General features: G+C 61.6%; 22 protein-coding genes and 4 pseudogenes. 18 read left to right on the top strand and 8 right to left on the bottom strand.

Annotation, left to right across the window (positions count from 1 at the left end):
- Positions 1–36: 36 nt before the first annotated feature.
- From ACZ1JM_RS15655 to ACZ1JM_RS15645, 3 genes and pseudogenes are all read right to left on the bottom strand, one after another.
- Positions 37–984 carry a tyrosine-type recombinase/integrase gene (locus ACZ1JM_RS15655; protein WP_465135097.1) on the bottom strand — a complete coding sequence of 316 codons (948 nt, stop codon included), beginning with the start codon at positions 982–984 and terminating at the stop codon, positions 37–39.
- A gap of 66 nt (positions 985–1,050) precedes the next feature.
- A pseudogene (locus ACZ1JM_RS15650) lies at positions 1,051–1,125 on the bottom strand (hypothetical protein); the annotation flags it as partial.
- A 119-nt stretch (positions 1,126–1,244) separates the two neighbouring features.
- Positions 1,245–2,297 (bottom strand): annotated as a pseudogene (locus ACZ1JM_RS15645) (TonB-dependent receptor plug domain-containing protein); the annotation flags it as partial.
- Between ACZ1JM_RS15645 and ACZ1JM_RS15640 the strand changes: the two are divergent.
- The 6 genes and pseudogenes from ACZ1JM_RS15640 to ACZ1JM_RS15615 all read left to right on the top strand — a co-directional run bounded on the left by ACZ1JM_RS15640 (position 2,287) and on the right by ACZ1JM_RS15615 (position 4,446).
- On the top strand, positions 2,287–2,625 hold the full coding sequence (locus ACZ1JM_RS15640) for a carboxymuconolactone decarboxylase family protein (RefSeq protein ID WP_465133286.1): 339 nt from the start codon (positions 2,287–2,289) through the stop codon (positions 2,623–2,625). The pseudogene ACZ1JM_RS15645 and the gene ACZ1JM_RS15640 sit on opposite strands and share 11 nt — an antisense overlap.
- A 131-nt stretch (positions 2,626–2,756) precedes the next feature.
- Complete coding sequence (locus ACZ1JM_RS15635; protein WP_465133285.1) at positions 2,757–2,861, top strand: DUF1348 family protein; 105 nt, start codon at positions 2,757–2,759, stop codon at positions 2,859–2,861.
- Positions 2,836–3,000: a LysR family transcriptional regulator gene (locus tag ACZ1JM_RS15630; RefSeq protein ID WP_465133284.1), complete on the top strand. Its 165-nt coding sequence runs from the start codon at positions 2,836–2,838 to the stop codon at positions 2,998–3,000. The genes ACZ1JM_RS15635 and ACZ1JM_RS15630 overlap by 26 nt, the downstream gene beginning before the upstream one ends.
- A 39-nt stretch (positions 3,001–3,039) precedes the next feature.
- A pseudogene (locus ACZ1JM_RS15625) lies at positions 3,040–3,630 on the top strand (LysR substrate-binding domain-containing protein).
- A gap of 76 nt (positions 3,631–3,706) precedes the next feature.
- The gene (locus tag ACZ1JM_RS15620) at positions 3,707–4,078 is read left to right on the top strand and encodes a hypothetical protein (protein ID WP_465133283.1); all 372 of its coding nucleotides are present in this window, start codon (positions 3,707–3,709) and stop codon (positions 4,076–4,078) included.
- Positions 3,982–4,446, top strand: a complete 465-nt coding sequence (locus ACZ1JM_RS15615; protein WP_465133282.1) for a zinc-binding dehydrogenase — start codon at positions 3,982–3,984, stop codon at positions 4,444–4,446. Before ACZ1JM_RS15620 ends, ACZ1JM_RS15615 begins: the two co-directional genes overlap by 97 nt.
- A gap of 20 nt (positions 4,447–4,466) precedes the next feature.
- On the opposite strand, the gene ACZ1JM_RS15610 is transcribed toward ACZ1JM_RS15615, so the two are convergent.
- Entirely contained in the window at positions 4,467–5,342 is an 876-nt protein-coding gene (locus ACZ1JM_RS15610) for a LysR family transcriptional regulator (RefSeq protein ID WP_465133281.1), read from the bottom strand.
- Between the two features lie 198 nt (positions 5,343–5,540).
- On the opposite strand from ACZ1JM_RS15610, the gene ACZ1JM_RS15605 reads away from it, so the two are divergent.
- The 4 genes from ACZ1JM_RS15605 to ACZ1JM_RS15590 are packed head-to-tail and all read left to right on the top strand — an operon-like array spanning position 5,541 to position 7,097.
- On the top strand, positions 5,541–6,200 hold the full coding sequence (locus tag ACZ1JM_RS15605; protein ID WP_465133280.1) for a pirin family protein: 660 nt from the start codon (positions 5,541–5,543) through the stop codon (positions 6,198–6,200).
- Positions 6,201–6,241: 41 nt separating this feature from the next.
- Positions 6,242–6,619 carry a DoxX family membrane protein gene (locus ACZ1JM_RS15600; RefSeq protein WP_465133279.1) on the top strand — a complete coding sequence of 126 codons (378 nt, stop codon included), beginning with the start codon at positions 6,242–6,244 and terminating at the stop codon, positions 6,617–6,619.
- Between the two features lie 48 nt (positions 6,620–6,667).
- Positions 6,668–6,898 carry a hypothetical protein gene (locus tag ACZ1JM_RS15595; RefSeq protein ID WP_465133278.1) on the top strand — a complete coding sequence of 77 codons (231 nt, stop codon included), beginning with the start codon at positions 6,668–6,670 and terminating at the stop codon, positions 6,896–6,898.
- A complete protein-coding gene (locus tag ACZ1JM_RS15590; protein WP_465133277.1) occupies positions 6,885–7,097 on the top strand; it encodes a nuclear transport factor 2 family protein in 213 nt (70 codons plus the stop codon). Before ACZ1JM_RS15595 ends, ACZ1JM_RS15590 begins: the two co-directional genes overlap by 14 nt.
- A 374-nt stretch (positions 7,098–7,471) precedes the next feature.
- Here ACZ1JM_RS15590 and ACZ1JM_RS15585 read toward each other — a convergent pair whose 3' ends face one another.
- Positions 7,472–7,684 carry a hypothetical protein gene (locus ACZ1JM_RS15585; RefSeq protein ID WP_465133276.1) on the bottom strand — a complete coding sequence of 71 codons (213 nt, stop codon included), beginning with the start codon at positions 7,682–7,684 and terminating at the stop codon, positions 7,472–7,474.
- 17 nt (positions 7,685–7,701) lie between these two features.
- The gene (locus tag ACZ1JM_RS15580) at positions 7,702–8,325 is read right to left on the bottom strand and encodes an isochorismatase family protein (protein ID WP_465133275.1); all 624 of its coding nucleotides are present in this window, start codon (positions 8,323–8,325) and stop codon (positions 7,702–7,704) included.
- Between the two features lie 161 nt (positions 8,326–8,486).
- On the opposite strand from ACZ1JM_RS15580, the gene ACZ1JM_RS15575 reads away from it, so the two are divergent.
- The 6 genes from ACZ1JM_RS15575 (at position 8,487) to ACZ1JM_RS15550 (ending at position 12,311) form a co-directional block, all read left to right on the top strand.
- Positions 8,487–8,960, top strand: a complete 474-nt coding sequence (locus tag ACZ1JM_RS15575; RefSeq protein ID WP_465135096.1) for a recombinase family protein — start codon at positions 8,487–8,489, stop codon at positions 8,958–8,960.
- A 936-nt stretch (positions 8,961–9,896) separates the two neighbouring features.
- Positions 9,897–10,166, top strand: a complete 270-nt coding sequence (locus tag ACZ1JM_RS15570; protein WP_465133274.1) for a hypothetical protein — start codon at positions 9,897–9,899, stop codon at positions 10,164–10,166.
- A 22-nt stretch (positions 10,167–10,188) separates the two neighbouring features.
- Positions 10,189–10,719, top strand: a complete 531-nt coding sequence (locus tag ACZ1JM_RS15565) for a hypothetical protein (RefSeq protein WP_465133273.1) — start codon at positions 10,189–10,191, stop codon at positions 10,717–10,719.
- 175 nt (positions 10,720–10,894) lie between these two features.
- Positions 10,895–11,230: a hypothetical protein gene (locus ACZ1JM_RS15560; RefSeq protein WP_465133272.1), complete on the top strand. Its 336-nt coding sequence runs from the start codon at positions 10,895–10,897 to the stop codon at positions 11,228–11,230.
- Between the two features lie 15 nt (positions 11,231–11,245).
- On the top strand, positions 11,246–12,136 hold the full coding sequence (locus ACZ1JM_RS15555; RefSeq protein ID WP_465135134.1) for a hypothetical protein: 891 nt from the start codon (positions 11,246–11,248) through the stop codon (positions 12,134–12,136).
- On the top strand, positions 12,090–12,311 hold the full coding sequence (locus tag ACZ1JM_RS15550; RefSeq protein WP_465135133.1) for a hypothetical protein: 222 nt from the start codon (positions 12,090–12,092) through the stop codon (positions 12,309–12,311). Before ACZ1JM_RS15555 ends, ACZ1JM_RS15550 begins: the two co-directional genes overlap by 47 nt.
- On the opposite strand, the pseudogene ACZ1JM_RS15545 reads toward ACZ1JM_RS15550, so the two are convergent.
- Positions 12,246–12,386, bottom strand: a pseudogene (locus ACZ1JM_RS15545) (hypothetical protein); the annotation flags it as partial. The gene ACZ1JM_RS15550 and the pseudogene ACZ1JM_RS15545 sit on opposite strands and share 66 nt — an antisense overlap.
- Here ACZ1JM_RS15545 and ACZ1JM_RS15540 point away from each other — a divergent pair.
- Both ACZ1JM_RS15540 and ACZ1JM_RS15535 read left to right on the top strand, forming a co-directional pair.
- Entirely contained in the window at positions 12,351–12,737 is a 387-nt protein-coding gene (locus tag ACZ1JM_RS15540) for a hypothetical protein (protein ID WP_465133271.1), read from the top strand. The pseudogene ACZ1JM_RS15545 and the gene ACZ1JM_RS15540 sit on opposite strands and share 36 nt — an antisense overlap.
- A gap of 75 nt (positions 12,738–12,812) precedes the next feature.
- Entirely contained in the window at positions 12,813–13,955 is a 1,143-nt protein-coding gene (locus ACZ1JM_RS15535) for a DUF3800 domain-containing protein (protein ID WP_465133270.1), read from the top strand.
- Between the two features lie 55 nt (positions 13,956–14,010).
- Here the strand turns inward: ACZ1JM_RS15535 and ACZ1JM_RS15530 are convergent, their stop codons facing one another.
- Complete coding sequence (locus ACZ1JM_RS15530; protein WP_465133269.1) at positions 14,011–14,565, bottom strand: hypothetical protein; 555 nt, start codon at positions 14,563–14,565, stop codon at positions 14,011–14,013.
- Positions 14,566–14,713: the final 148 nt, after the last annotated feature.

Here is a 14,713-nt window from a genome sequence, read left to right as displayed (position 1 = left end):
TCCAACGTTTGTGTCCTCATCATCGAGAACGGCGTCCTAGAGACGGGTGGCGGAGCGGCAGTCAGCGCCGCAAAGCGGACGTGGGGGGAACCGATTTTCGAAGAAAATTGGGGGGCACCCGCGGGCATTGACAGCCGTTCCGCCACCCGTCATGCTGGGTCTATCGAGACGAGCGTCTTCCCTCTCGATGACGCGCAACATCGCCTTAGTTGCCCTGCGACAGTGAGACAAACAGCGACGACGAAGGCGCAGAACCCGGCTCCTCGACATCCGTCTGCCGCGCGTCGTTGTGCAGGGAAAACAGCGTGGCCAGGGGCGCCTGGGTGCGGGCGATCGCGACCGTCGCGGGCGTGGATGGTGCGACTTGGCGAAATACTCGACTGTCTCGACGGGGAGCGAACGACGACCGGCAAGGTGCTGGGCGTAGCGGCCAGGACCGGCATTGCAGGCACCGAACAGCCCCGGTTGTAAGCGCCGTCGTACGGCGCTTACATCGAGATGGGCGAGCTGCTTCTCGATCGCGTCGGGGTTCCTGACGCCCATTTCGTCGAGCAGCGTTGCCGCCATTGCGCGAAATCCGTGCGCAGTCATTTCCCGTTGGCTGTAGCCTAGCTGGCGCGGCGCATGATGGACGGCGTTCTCGGACATGGGCCGCTTCGGATTGCCCATGCATGGAAACAGATAGTCGTGGTGGCCAGTGTGGTCCCGCAATTCCTCAATCAGTTTCGGCACTTGGCGCGACAACCGCACGCGGTGCGGCCGGCGCAACCTCATGCGCTCGGCCGACAGATACCAGACGCCCTTGTCACAATCGAACTCGCTCCACTGCGCCTGCCTAAGTTCGCCGGGGCGGACGAAAAGATGCGGCGACAGCCTGAGCGCCATTCGCGTCACCATTTGTCGTTCGTAGCCATCGATCGCCCGCAGGAGTGCACCTACCTGGATCGCATTGGTGATCGCTGCCAGATGATTGACACGGGTCATGGCGATGGCGCCGTTGAGGTCGGCAGCGCCCTCCTTCTGACAGCGCACGGTCGCAACACCATAACGAAATGCGCGACTGAGCAGGCTGCGCATGCGACGAGCGCTTTCATCTCGCTCGTCCGATTCGACCTTGCGCAGCACGGATAGGACCTCCTGGATGCAAATTCGACGCTCGGGGTCAGCTCCAGTCGGGGCACAGGACGCCAGCTAGCGTAGACGAAGCCCTTGTCGGACGGTACGTCGGTTAGCTCGAACGCGGGGATGACAACGCCGGTCTGCGGGCTGATCGCGAAGTCGCGCTCGATGTGCGTGTAGTTCGCACCCGCGTCGAGCGTCGGTCCGACCCGCGCGACTATCCCGATCTCGCCGCCATAATAGTCGGCCGAGCCGAGATTGCGGCGCTGGGACGTATTGGCCGGGAAGCCTGCCGGACGCACCGCCACGATCGCATTGTTGATGTCGCTGTAAAACAGCGCTGCGGTAACGGTCAGCGCACCGATTTCGTGACTTCCACCTAACTCGTAATTTGTCGCGCGCTCGGCCTTAAGGCCAGGGTTCGACGCGGCGGTTCCGAACTGCGTCGAGAAACGCTCGAACAGCGTCGGGAAGCGGGCGCGGGAGGAGATGCTGGCATAAAGCCGGCTGCTCTCCACCGGCTTCCACTCGATGCGTCCTTGCGCGTTCCAGGCATCGGCGTTTCGTAATGGATAGCTGAAGACGCGCGCAGCACCGCCGGTGGGCGGCGTGCCGTATTCCTCCGCACGCGACAGGTCGCGCCAGTCGTAGCTCGCGCCTAGTGTCAGCGCGACCGTGGGTGTCAGGTCACGAGCATACTCGCCCGCAATGCTGTAGGTGTCCTCGACACTGCGCTGGGGAGGTTCGGTGAAGCCGGTAGGGAAGCTTTGTTGAAATTCTTGGTGCCGGTCGCAGCGGTAGTGGAAGGCAAGCGACAACCGATCCGCGTCGGTCGGACGAAGCGCCAACTCAGCAGACCCGCCCCACGATTCATCTTCATAGTAGCTGTTCAATGCTCGCGGGCGGGTCTGCGTTGTCTGCGTCCGATCGTCGAAAGCGCTGAGCAGGTTGTTGAAGGTGTTGCGATGCACTCGTGCACGAAGCGTTGCGCGGTCGCCCAGCGAGGTTGTGGAGAGGAAATAGATGCTCTCTATGTTCCAGTAGGGCCAGCTCCAGTTGCGCTGGCTGCTGATCGGATCAGTGATGTGGAGGGGCGCGTTCTTTTCGCCCTCCTGCCGAGTGTAGCTCAGGGAATATTCGTCAGTAGCATTCGGGGTTAAGCCGAACTTGGCATTCACGCGCCAATCAAGGGTCGCGGAGAAGTCGCGCGCGCGCCCATTTTCGTTGGCGGTCGCCAAGCTTGATGATGCCGAGATCGCCGCCGCGCGAGCCGGCACGTCAAGCGATGCCAAGGCCGCCGCCGCCGTCGCGTTTGCCCGGGTACTCACCGCAGCGCGCGGGCCGGTCGTTCCGGTCGAGATCGAGAAGGTTCGCGGAGCAGGTTACGGCGATGCCGAAATCCTTGACATCATCGCGCACGTGGCACCCAACACCTTTACCAACTACGTCAACGAAGCGCTAGGGACCGAGATCGACTTCCCCCGCGTCGATCCCCTGGCAGCCTGACGTAGCGGCGGGTGGCCAACGGCCCCTCCCTGGCCGCCCGCTCACCTTTTCCTTCACCATCACGCCACAGGAGATTTGCATGAGCCGTCCGCCCCTCCCCCCCGTTCACCCGCGAGAGCGCCATCGAAAAGGTGCGCTTGGCGGAGGATGGCTGGAACAGCCGTGATCCGGCGAAAGTCGCTCTCGCCTACACGGTCGATACGCGCTGCCGTGACCCGCGCCGTGGCATCGCTTGAGGATCTGATCGGCGCGCGCCTGTTGGTCCGCACCACCCGGTCGGTAAAGATGACCGAGGCCGGCACCCGCTACTTCGACGACTGCCGGCGCATCCTCGCCGATATCGCCGAGGCCGAGGCTGCGGCCGCAGGGTCCTAAGCGACGCCTGCGGGCACGCTCGCCGTCACCGCGTCAGCGATGTTCGGCCAGATGTATGTGCTTCCGGTCATGAACGAGTATCTCGACACCTACCCCACGATGAGCGGCAGGACGTTTTTCGTCGATCGCCCGGTCAACATCGTCGAAGAAGGGGTCGATGTCGCGGTTCGCATCGGGCACCTGCCGGACTCGGGCTTCACCGCAATCAAGGTCGGTTTGGTGCGCCGGGTGGTCTGCGGTTCACCCGCCTATTTCGAAGAACATGGCGTGCCTTCCACGCCCGCGGACCTGAAAGGTCACCGGGTTGCAGCCTCAACGAGCGCCTGGGCATCGCCAGAATGGCGCTTTGCAGGCGACCAACGCGTGACGATCGATGCCACCCTTTAATGCAATACCAACGAGGCCGCGATTGCCACCGCGAAGGAAGGCTGGGGCCTGGCCCGGGTCGTCCATTATCAGATCGGGCCGGCGCTCATCGCTGGCGATCTTCAGATCGTTTTGGCGGACTTTGAGGAGCCTCCGCTCCCCATCCATGTCCTCTACCCGGAAGGTCGTCACGCCCCAGCCAAGGTTCGCGCGTTCGTCGATCTGGCTGTCTCCCGGCTGCGCGAAAACCGGCTGCTGAATTAGCGCAGCGCCGCGCCGCCTACATTCGAAACCAATAGCGTCCGACCCGCGTGGGACGGCGCCTACCTTAGGATTGTCTATGCGTAAGAACACCTGGCTCATCACAGGCAGCTCACGGGGCTTCGGCCGCGCGCTGGCCGAAACCGTGCTGGACGCCGGCCACAACCTTGTCGCGACCACGCGAGATCCGGCATCGCTGCAGGGAATCGGCGAAGGCCGCCCCGGCGCCCTCGTGACCGTCCCTCTCGACGTAACGGATGTCGGCGAAGGCGTCACCGAGTTCGAGGCCGGCGACGCAGTGCTGCTTCTCGGCACTGGCGGCGTCGCTATCTGGGGGTGCGGATCGCCAAGGCCATGGGCGCGACCGTTGTCATCACCTCTTCCTCAGGTGAGAAGCTGGAGCGGGCACGCGCGCTTGGAGCGGACCACGTGGTCAACTACCGGGAAGTAAAGGACTGGAGTCGCGCTGCGGCCGACCGGACCGGAGGGCGCGGCGTGGACCATGTGCTCGAACTCGGCGGCGCCGGTACGCTTGCGCAGTCGATCGCGGCGGTTCGCGTCGGCGGTGATATCGCGCTGATCGGCACGGTGACCGGGGTCGCGGGCGACGTGCCGACGGCGGCGTTCATGGCCAAGCAGGCGAGGCTGCAAGGGTTGATCGTCGGCTCGCGACGCCAGCAGCAGGAGTTCGTTCGCGCGATCGAAGCAACCGGCATCCGGCCGGTGATCGACCGGCGGTTCCCACTCGCAGAGTTGCCAGACGCATTCCGCTTCCAGCAGTCGTCGGGCCATTTCGCCAAGATCGGCGTGGAATGGTAGCGACCTGACGGCAAAGCGCTTTAGCCTTCTCCGAAGCGTTCCAGCAGGACGTCGGTCAGCACACGCACTTTACGGGCGAGATGCTGCCCGGGCGGCCGCACCACAAAGATGCCGACCGCGGGCAGCGACCAATCCTCCATAATGGGCGTCAGATGCCCGCGTTTCACATACCGCTCGGCGATCACGTCCGGGAGCGCGGCAATGCCGACGCCGGCGGCGGTCGCCTCAGCGATCGCGACGGCGCTGTCGGACTTGAAGCGGCCGTGCGGATGGATCTGGACGGTCTTGCCTGCTTTGGCGAACTTCCAGCTCTCCGAACCGATCATCACGGCGCCGTGCGAGACCACCTCTTCCGGCGCCGCTGGGGCACCATGTAGCGCGATGTAGTCCGGGCTGGCGAAGAGGCTGACGTAGAAGGACCCGATCTTCCGCGCCACCAGGTTGGAGTCCGGCAGGTAGCCCACCCGCACGCCGCAGTCGAAGCCCTCGCTTACAAGGTCGACATAGCGGTCGCTAAACAGCGACTGCACATGCAGCAGGGGGTGACGCTGCGCCAGCTGCGCCAGCGCCGGCGCGAAATATTCGGGGCCGAATGAAGAGGGCGCCGCCAGCCGCAGCCGGCCCCGAAGCTCACCTGCCGGCAGAATTTCCTCGCGCGCCGCCTCCAGCTCCGTGCACATCCGCGCTGCATGTTCCCGGAAGGTAACGCCCGCCTCGGTCAACGCCGCATTGCGCGTTGTGCGGGCAAGCAGCTGCACGCCGAGTTCGTTCTCGAGCTTGGCCAGTCGGCGACTGACGATCGACTTCGCGAGACCAAGCCGGCGCGCCGCCGGGGACACGCCACCCGCGTCGGCCACCTCAACGAAGGTCCTGAGATCCTCGACTTCCACTGTCATGTTCCCCTTTCAAGAACGCAGCTTCCCCATGACTGCAGCTACTCGCCCCAATATGGCAACGCTATCTTGGTGTTCGAGGCTCCACAAGGGAGCCGTGCAGGAGCACCCTCATGGAACCGATCAAGATCAAATCATCCGTCAAGCCGTGGCGACTGGCAGCGTGGCTTCGGCGTCGAGATCTTCTATCCAGGAACCGCATTGAGCCAAGGCGACAGTGGCATCGGCGCCATTGGCCGCATCGACCGGGCGCTCATCCAGCCGGGCCATGTCATCGCCATGCACCCGCACAAGGATGACGAGATCTTCACCTACAAACGCGGCGGCCGGATGTTGCATCTCGACACGGTCGGCAACCGCGAGGAGGTCAACGCCCATCGTCTGATGATGATGAACGCAGGCCATACCTTCCAGCATGAGGAGCAAGTGATCAGCGACGAGCCCACCAAGGCACTGCAGATCTTCCTTCGGCCTCGCGCGGGCGATCTCGAGCCGATGGTCCAGTTTCACGACATCGGGGCCGTACACAGCGACAACGCTTGGCGCCTGCTGGTCGCGCCGAGGGGAGCCACGTTCGAGGTTCGTTCCGAAGCATGGGTTCGCGACGCGCATCTGGACGCCGGACGCAGCCTCACCATTCCGGCATTGCCCACTGCCACCGCCGTCAACCTGCTGTTCGTCTTCGAAGGCGAAGTCCGACTGGGCGACCTGATGATCGGCGGCGGCGAGTTCTACTATCTCGGGAACACCGGCGGCGAGATCGAGGCCGAGGAGGGCTCGAATCTTGTCCTGTTCACGACCGACCCCGCAGCGCCTGTGTTCACGGGTGGAATGTTCAGCGGCAACGTCACGGCAGCCTGACAGAGAAGCTCTCCATTGCGCAAAAAAAGAGGGAAATAACGATGGGCGCACACGCGACCCCGCCCTCGATCAGATCGCTGCTTGAATGGAAAGGCACATGGTTGATCGTGCGTGTCGCGATCGTTACCCTTTATGTGGTGTCGGCCACTGCCCACGTCACCGGGTTTCGAGGGGCGATCGCCGAGCAGGTCGGCTACGGCATGCCGGCGCCGGCGCTGTCAGCCGCGCTGGCGGTCGTCGTTGAGATCGTCGAATCGCTGCTGATCCTGGCGGATCGCAGGATATGGCTCGGCGCCGGCTCGGCGTATTCACCGCTCTTGGCGCGGTGCTCGCGCATCCGTTCTGGACCTTGGAGGGAGACGCCCGCTTCGAAGCGCTGGCCACCTTCCTCCAGCATTCCGGTCTCGTTGGCGGGTTGATCCTCGTCGCACTGGTGGCCGAGCGTGCTAACAACGGTAGCGTGGTTCATGTCCGTCGAGATTCTCGCGCGTCCGCAGAGGCTGGATGACAGGATGGACATCCAGCAGCTCGCCGCATTTACCGGCGTGTGGGCCGAGAAGGACGCGGTCTGGGACATCGGCGACCCGCTGCCGTCCCGCGCAGCGGATCGCGATGCCATCATTCGCATTCTTAAGGGGCTATTTCACCATCGAGCATTACTTCATTCAGATGACGCATGTGGGCGTGATCACCCCTGATGGCGATCGCGCCACCGCACGTTTCGCCATCCGCGAACATGGCCGCAGCTCCGACACTTTCTATGACAATCTGCCCGTCTACGACGACGCCCTCGTGCGCGAGCCAGGGGGCGGGCGCTTTCGGCACCGAACCTATTCCTACCGCTTTCTGGATCAGGAACGGTTCACCGGCGTGGCCTTCCCGGTGCCGGACCGCTGACGCGCGCAACAGCATCGCGGCGGACATGGACGGCATCGCGAGCTGGCGTCCCACGTCGGCGGGTGGGGGCAGGTGGATACCACCGTAGGCGAAGACGTCGCCCGCAAGATAAACAAGGCTAGCATCGGCGCTGCTTAGACCGCGGCCCCAACCTCAGGACAATCGCTCTAGACAATCCCATGCGCTTCCCCTTCTAGAAGACACGGCGGCTTGGATCGGATCACACATGGCCAATCCGACTCGCCGATCAGACGGCAAAGGTCGGAACGCGATCGCTACGACCTTATGGTAGCATTCCCTCGCGTTCGCGCGCCCGGCATAACCAACGCGCCCTGCGGACGTCGGCGGAGCGCCCCCGCTGTCGATCTCGGTCATCAGTCGTCCGCGCAAGCCAAACTCCGTCGGCTGAAGACAGCCAAGGTTTCGAACAGAAAGGCGTATCCACCTACATCGGTGCGGTGGCAGGCGGTCGCGTCGTGCCAGCCTGCTGGTTCGCCTTGCGCCTGATGATACGTTGCAAAGAAGAGGTCACCGACCGCTTGTGAGGTCGGCGCCCCGATCTTCCACTCCGGCTTGGCGGGCGGCATCGCCCACCCCGCAACGATTAGGCGGTTCCCTTGGCGGACAGGTATCCCGCCAGGTTGTTGCCGGAGAACGGAAGGTGCTCGCCCATCACCTTCGCATGGGCCTGGCTGCTTGCCGAGCGCCAGTCGCCGAGCAGTTCTGCGCCGACGCCGACCCAAGTCATCGGGATGATGCCGGCCTGCACCATGCGAGCGATCGCCGCGTCCTCGACGCGCTTGTCCCAGGTGCCGGACGCATCGAGCACTGCATAGACCTCATAGCCGAGTTCCTTGGCGGACAGCGCCGCGAAGGCGAGGCAGACCTCGGTCGAGATGCCCGCGATCAGCAGTTTCTTGCGCCCGGTGGCCTTTACGGCCGCCGCGAAGTCGGCGTTGTCGAAAGCGTTGATCTCGCCAGGCCGGTGCACAATTGTGGCGTTCGGCAAACCCTGCGCCACCGCAGGCATGATCGGGCCGTTCGGGCCGTCCGTGGCGCTGGTGGTGATGATCGCCGGCAGATCGTGAGCGTTGGCCAGTGCGACGAGCGCCTTGACGTTGTTGAGAAATTCGGCCGGGTTCTGCGTCTGCACGCCGTTGGCCAAGCCTGTCTGGTGGTCCACGAAGAGGACGGCGGCGTTCTCGGAGGTGATGCGGTCGTAGGACATTGTCGTTACCTTTCGATTCTGTTCGCGTCGGTCAACGTGATCGACAGGCACTAGATGCCGTTGCTTTCAACGATTCACTAGCCGTGCAAATAAGCATTCACCGTTCCTATATGCGGAACGATTCTACTACTTCGGTGTGATGCAGCTATTGTACTAGCTTCATAGCGCAGACGGCACTTTGCGAGCTGGATCGGCTCAGCCGCAACCTTGCCTTCCTCGCTCAGCTACAGGATGCCGGAACTAGGTTCATTGCCGCTGATATGCCCGAGGCTAACGAGCTTACCATTCACATCATGGCAGCAATGGCCCAGGCCGAACGCAAGGCGATCAGTAAGCGGACCAAGGAAGCCCTTGCCGCTGCTAAGGCCCGTGGCACCAAGCTAGGCAATCCGATGGGCGCTAAGGCGTTCGGGGAGAACAAGGGCAATGGGGCAGCGGTGGAAGCGATCAAGGCCAAGGCTCTGGCGTTCGCTACCGATGTTGCCCCGATCATTGAGGCAATTAAGGCCGATGGACATACCAGCCTCAGGGCTATTGCCGGGGAGCTAAATGCCCGTGGGATTATCACAGCACGGGGTGGGAAATGGGCGGCTCAATCCGTCAGCGACGTGATGCGGTTGCACTCCCCGGCTTGATATCGGGCAGGCGACGGGGATGCCCTCGCATTCGCCGAGAGACGGCCACAGGAGTCGATATGGGAGGCTCAGGGCACGACCTATCCGGGATGCCGTGGCGATGCTGTACGGGGCCGTGAGGGGCGCGGCTGAGTTTCACTACCGTTTGGCATAGGACGGGACCGATTTTGGGACCGTATGGCTACGGAGACTTGTTCGCCAGCTTCGATCAACGAGCCATGGCACAGGACAATTCAGTACCGTTAGGCACGACACCATTCATCACCGCCACGCCCGTTTAGCCGGGGAACGCCTGACAGTGCGATAACTGTAGATACCACAGCCCGCGAGGGTTAGCCGTAGGGCGAAGGGGTGTGCCATCTTAACAGGATGACATGCGGTATCGGACGCTGGCACTACAAGCGACGTATTATCTCAACTCAGGATCATGCGGCTTTATTTGCTTCCCACTGACTGTAGCTATGGCATTCGGCCATCACCTATGTAGTCAATTATCCTCATACCTGCATTGCGGGTAAGCTCCATCTTTGAAGCTCTGGGGGGTAGAGGGGACGCTGGATACAGCTTCTATATATCTCAATCTAGGATCATACTAGTATATGTATATCCTACTCTACGGCCTGCATCCGTATTCCCAATGCACAAGCTCATTCTTCTGATAGCCTCAGGTCAGTTATTACATTTCCTGTTCTGTGATCTCTGGTACGTCCCTGAGGCTATCTGAGGAATGATCCTCCACATACGCATTGCTCATCTGACCATTGCCCATCGGCCCTGAGCAATTGCCAGCCTGCTAGCTATAGCATTGCCCTAGTTGGTAGCTAGCAGGCGTACCCTTCCCATAGCTGTAATATATCCGTTTGCCCTTGCTTATCCGTAAGCGGGGCATCTGTGTCTTTTGTCTGGACAGTACACAATCAAACCAAAGGATCGAATATGACCATTACCACTGTTGATACTAACCGCATCAATAATGATCGTGTTGCGGTCTATCTTGCTTCCACTGATCGCCGTGTGACCATTGGCGTTCGCTTCGCTTTGGAAGCCCTTGGCCTTGAACTGCCCGACTTCCTGCGCCGTGGCCGTCCCGGCCCCCGTCCTAATCGGGTCAACAAGATGATGGCTGCTCTGGATGCCGATACGGGCAATCCGAACACCTATCGCCAAGAGAAGCTAAAGATTGGCGCTTTCGCTCCCCGCTCATAATCTAATCGAACAGGAAATAACCATGACCAAAAAAGATACCCTCGCTGCTGTAGCCATTGAGATTGAAACGCTCAGCGCCGAACTGCATAAGGTCAACAACTACATCGATATCCTTGGCAAGCCTGCCATGGATAAGGCCGCTGAGCTTAGTAAGGCTCTCGCTGATGCCAAGGATCGGTTCGCTACTGCCCTCGCTGACGAACAGGTAGAGGCTCGCAATCTACGACTCTCTCGCTTCTCGGATATCCGCGTTGAGATGAAGCCCGGTGATAACCTGAATACTACAGGATTTACCATCAAGTATATGCGGGATACATGGGACATGCAGGCCAAGGCTAGCTTGCCCAAAGAGCATAAGTGCGAAGGGTTCTCTGCCCTTGATGACGATGCCTTTGACTATCTTGTAACACAGAAGCCTCAGGCAATTCCGGCCTGCATTATGGCACTGGCACCGGGTAAGCCTTACGAGGCGTTTGAAGCGTACATGCGGGGTAAGCAGCGCGGATACTTTACCGGCACTGATCCCGTTAGCGGCCATTGGCATAGTGCCTGATCCGCACGACTGGGGAACGGGAGAGGCACCTAAGCCTCCCCGGTCATTCCCAGCCGATCCCCGGCCTAAGTGGCACGTTGAACCCCGCACCTTTGATGACCTGTTGCAGTGGGCAGGCCCCTATGCCGATGGCGCTAAGGCTCATGTGGAATGGGGCGCTATCGCTATATGGCTGATGAAGGATTGGCCTAACCCGGCCCTCGCTTCCGCCATGATACCCGATGAAGCCGCAAGCCTGTCCGTCCTGCTGACAAGCAAGGCTGCTGAGCATGAGGCCGGATGGCCGCAGCTATCAGACCGGGCCGTAACGCCTGCACTCTACGACCTGCCAGAGGATGCCCAGGGCATAGCCCGCCGTATGGCTGCTGAGGTCTACGCGCTCTGGGAAGGCGCAGGCCGTCCCTACCTCGATACTCGCCGGATCAAGGATGCCTTCCGCTTCCTAGTCGCCTGCATCCGCTCAGGGTCGATCCCTCCGCAGCGAACCATTGGCGACGTTCCGCCGTTCTAATCCTAAGGATACCACATGACCGCACTAACTCCCCGTCAGGCCATTAAGGTCAAGGCGGCACTATCCCTGATTGCTGTACATGGTCACAATCCCCGCACTGTACAGCAAGCCGCTACGGCTGAATTGGCCAAGGGATATCCTGCCAATATTGCCTATAAGACTGCTATTGATGGCTTCATTGCCCGTGTCCCTGCTATGGGGAATACGCTGCATACTGCCGTTGATCTGATCCATCATAGCGATGATGCTACGGTTGCGCTGTATGACAAGGCACTAACCGAGTACAATAATACCGGCGATGACAGTTGTCTCGACGGCCTTGCCCCTATGATCCTTGAAGATGCCAAGGCGCTGGCAATCAGCAAGGGCGAGGTGACCGAGGCTGATGCAGCCAATTGGACTATCGATGATGCGCTAGGCAGCACGGCGGAAGCCTTTGCCAATACCCCCGACGTTCCCGACGCCACGACGCTGGCACCGGGTCAGACAGCCAATAGCTCGTTCGGGTTCAATGGCCTTCCCAGCCCTGCCGCTCAGGCTCCCTCTGCGCCCGCTCAGGCACCGGCAACTGGACCGCAGTGGGTACAGACCGCGACCGGGTTCCGCCTCGTTGCACAGGCCCCGGCAAGCGGCCCTCAGACGGGGCAGAGCATGTCCGGCTATGATCCCTATCAGGCCAGCCGCAGCGTGACCGGCATCCGGGTAGCCCAGACCGGGGACGCAGCCCGCCGCACCCATGGCGCCCCGGTAGGCGACGTGTCCTATAGGCGCTGCCGGTACCGAGGAACTTCTTCGTGGCGGCGCGCCCTTCGGCCTCGGCCTGCGCGCGGCGGGCCGCTTCCGTGGCCTCGGCGCGATATTGGGCTGCCATCAGGTTCTGGATCTGGAACTGCTGCTTGGCCGTGAGCGCGAGCAACTGGTTGGTTGCCTGCTGTGCCTGGAGCAGCCACTGCCGCCGGCGCGCCTGGGCGTCGATGTCGTAGCGCCCGTCATTGGCGGCGGCGACACGGGCGATGGTGCGATCGACCTCCCGAACCTCGGGCCGGATCGGCTCTATTTTCACGATGGAGCCATGGGATAAAACCGCATCGGTTTCCGTGCCCCGGCCGATCCCGACATAATGGCTGCGGCCGTCACCGGCGTGCGCCTCGTCCATGATGAGCACATGCTCTACTGTGACATCCTGCGCGATGCTAAGGCGGTGATGGAGCAGTTGTCGGTCAATGGCGTTCTGCCGCCGGTGCCGAACGCCGACTACGCCCTCAGCGAGCATGCCGAACTCGCCTTTGCCAGTAGCGCGAAGACGCTTGGCATCCAGGCAGCCGATGTCCTTGGCGGCTTCGTCATGCGATTCGTGCGCGACTTTCAGTACGGAGAACGTCCCGGCCGTGAACGGCAGAATGTGATGGCGAATATTCTGGCGCTGTCGCATCCGGCACGAGCCGTCGGTCTCAACTTTGTCATGTCGCACCATCAACTGGCCCGAATGGGCATTTCCTGGCAATGATGGCGGTGGTTGTCACACGCACCCTGAACGCGACGACTGCCTTGTGAGACGGGACGCAGTATCTATCTCAGCGCCATGACCACCAAGATATTCTGCGATGACGCCGGATTTACTGGCGACAATCTCCTGCATCTCGACCAGCCCTATTTCGGCTACGCGGCCGTGGCGATTGAACCTACCGAGGCGGAGGCGCTCGTCGTGGCTCTGCGCACCCGATTCGGTCTCATCGGAAGCGAGCTGAAAGGGCGAATCCTCTATCGCCGGCCCGACGCGCTGTCCTTGATAACCTGGCTGCTCGACGAGCTCGGCGAACGCGCTGTGGTCGCGGTCAACGACAAGCTGTTCAGCCTTGCAGCCAAATTCTTTGAATATGTGTTCGAGCCCGTCCTCGCGCGAAACAGCCTATTCCTCTATGAGCGAGGCTTCCATCTCCACGTCGCGAACGTGCTGTGGGCCCATCTTACCCACGGCGAGACGACGAGCGCCAAGCTGGCCAGCCGCTTTGAGGAGATGCTGCGCCGCCGCGGCGGTGAGCCTCAAACCTATTTTGCCCAAGGGGGAGCAGGCGGATCTGAAGGCGCGATTGCCACGATCGAGCGGTTCATCGTCGCCTGCCGACCGGAGATTGAAGCCGAGCTCGCGAGCCTCGCCGACGAGACCGGGCGCATTCAATGGGTTCTCGACTTGAGCTTCAGCTCGGCCAAGTCGGTGCTCTGCACTATGGGGGAACGCTTCGGCGCGCTTGACGTCACATTCGATGAATCGAAGCCGCTCGCTGCTTACCGCGACTTCTTCGATGGCTTCGTCGGGCGCAGTGAGATTGCCCGCCTCAAGTTTCGTGGACGCGACGCCGCGATGACGTTCAACCTAGCAAAACCGGTGGCATTCGGTTCGTCAGCGGCCGAACCCGGGCTTCAGCTTGCCGATATCGTCGCGTCCTTCAGCGCGCTCGCGGCGCGCGACCGCCGCACCGATCGAGGGAGCCAAATTTTGGCGGCCTGCCTGCCATATTTCGATAACGATAGCGTTTGGCCCGATCTCGAGCATCTGCGAATCGAAAAGAAGGAGAACTTCTTGAATGCGATCCTCCTGATCGAGCTGGCAACGCGGGCCGAGGCCGGCGAGGACCTGCTCGCCAATCTTGAGGAATATTGCGAACTCATGTCTTGGCGGTTCGACGTCGATCCGCCCGCCGGATTCCGATCCGCTCTGCCATAAATGTGCCTTGGCCTGCAGGTCTCGGCACCTACGCCGCTTTGGATGGTGGCATACCCTAAAGGCTTTGTGCGGCCCCAGCGCAGAGGCGGCAGAAATCCTCCACGTCGAATTCATAGATGCCTTCGGCCCCGCCGGCCGTATGTTCGGGACAAATGAGGAAGATATGCCGTCCCGCGTCAATGCGGAAATTGATAAGACGCGGATTGCGGTGCTTGATCTTGTTCAGCAGGCGATCCAGCGTCAGATCAACCGGACGCCCCGCATTATTGGGCAAGCGGCCATTGCCCGGCCCCGCCTGGCACATGGCAATTTGGTCGCCGAGCGCGAGACCTGTCATTCCCGCGCCGATCCGCACGCCTAGGCGCGCCTCAAACGCTGAGTCTGCAAAAAGCCCCCGTCCAACACGCTCGACCCTTTCGCGAAGCAGCTCGTTAGAAACGAAATCGAGGTGGATCATGGCTTCTTCGGAGATGCTGCCCGCCCGCTGAAAGTCCCTGCGCTGCCAATAGCCCACAAAAAGGATCGATGTATCCTGCAGCTTCGAAATTGCTTCAGGAAGGTTAGAGGGGGGCGATGTGGACGAACCGGTCAAATAGTTGCTGAAGCCCATTTTTCTGAATCGATCCCACCGCAGCCAAACACACTAGATCATAGCAAAATCGTTATGCGCAATCATCCGGTATCGGCAAGGTAGCAAGCCTGCCCCGACCCTAATCTCCTCTATCCCCACCATCTGGGTCTTGGATCGGGTCCTTTCG

Source organism: Novosphingobium sp. BL-S-24, assembly GCF_055521575.1.
Note: the sequence above shows the minus strand (reverse complement) of the source record. Positions and strands in the feature narration are given on the sequence as shown.

Excerpts from the sequence above, each read along its gene's own strand:
- ACZ1JM_RS15655 (WP_465135097.1), bottom strand. The coding sequence starts at position 984 with ATGACCCGTGTCAATCATCTGGCAGCGATCACCAATGCGATCCAGGTA.
- ACZ1JM_RS15620 (WP_465133283.1), top strand. The coding sequence starts at position 3,707 with ATGCGTAAGAACACCTGGCTCATCACAGGCAGCTCACGGGGCTTCGGC.
- ACZ1JM_RS15615 (WP_465133282.1), top strand. The coding sequence starts at position 3,982 with ATGGGCGCGACCGTTGTCATCACCTCTTCCTCAGGTGAGAAGCTGGAG.
- ACZ1JM_RS15610 (WP_465133281.1), bottom strand. The coding sequence starts at position 5,342 with ATGACAGTGGAAGTCGAGGATCTCAGGACCTTCGTTGAGGTGGCCGAC.
- ACZ1JM_RS15600 (WP_465133279.1), top strand. The coding sequence starts at position 6,242 with ATGGGCGCACACGCGACCCCGCCCTCGATCAGATCGCTGCTTGAATGG.
- ACZ1JM_RS15595 (WP_465133278.1), top strand. The coding sequence starts at position 6,668 with ATGTCCGTCGAGATTCTCGCGCGTCCGCAGAGGCTGGATGACAGGATG.
- ACZ1JM_RS15585 (WP_465133276.1), bottom strand. The coding sequence starts at position 7,684 with ATGCCGCCCGCCAAGCCGGAGTGGAAGATCGGGGCGCCGACCTCACAA.
- ACZ1JM_RS15580 (WP_465133275.1), bottom strand. The coding sequence starts at position 8,325 with ATGTCCTACGACCGCATCACCTCCGAGAACGCCGCCGTCCTCTTCGTG.
- ACZ1JM_RS15570 (WP_465133274.1), top strand. The coding sequence starts at position 9,897 with ATGACCATTACCACTGTTGATACTAACCGCATCAATAATGATCGTGTT.
- ACZ1JM_RS15565 (WP_465133273.1), top strand. The coding sequence starts at position 10,189 with ATGACCAAAAAAGATACCCTCGCTGCTGTAGCCATTGAGATTGAAACG.
- ACZ1JM_RS15560 (WP_465133272.1), top strand. The coding sequence starts at position 10,895 with ATGAAGGATTGGCCTAACCCGGCCCTCGCTTCCGCCATGATACCCGAT.
- ACZ1JM_RS15555 (WP_465135134.1), top strand. The coding sequence starts at position 11,246 with ATGACCGCACTAACTCCCCGTCAGGCCATTAAGGTCAAGGCGGCACTA.
- ACZ1JM_RS15540 (WP_465133271.1), top strand. The coding sequence starts at position 12,351 with ATGGCTGCGGCCGTCACCGGCGTGCGCCTCGTCCATGATGAGCACATG.
- ACZ1JM_RS15535 (WP_465133270.1), top strand. The coding sequence starts at position 12,813 with ATGACCACCAAGATATTCTGCGATGACGCCGGATTTACTGGCGACAAT.
- ACZ1JM_RS15530 (WP_465133269.1), bottom strand. The coding sequence starts at position 14,565 with ATGGGCTTCAGCAACTATTTGACCGGTTCGTCCACATCGCCCCCCTCT.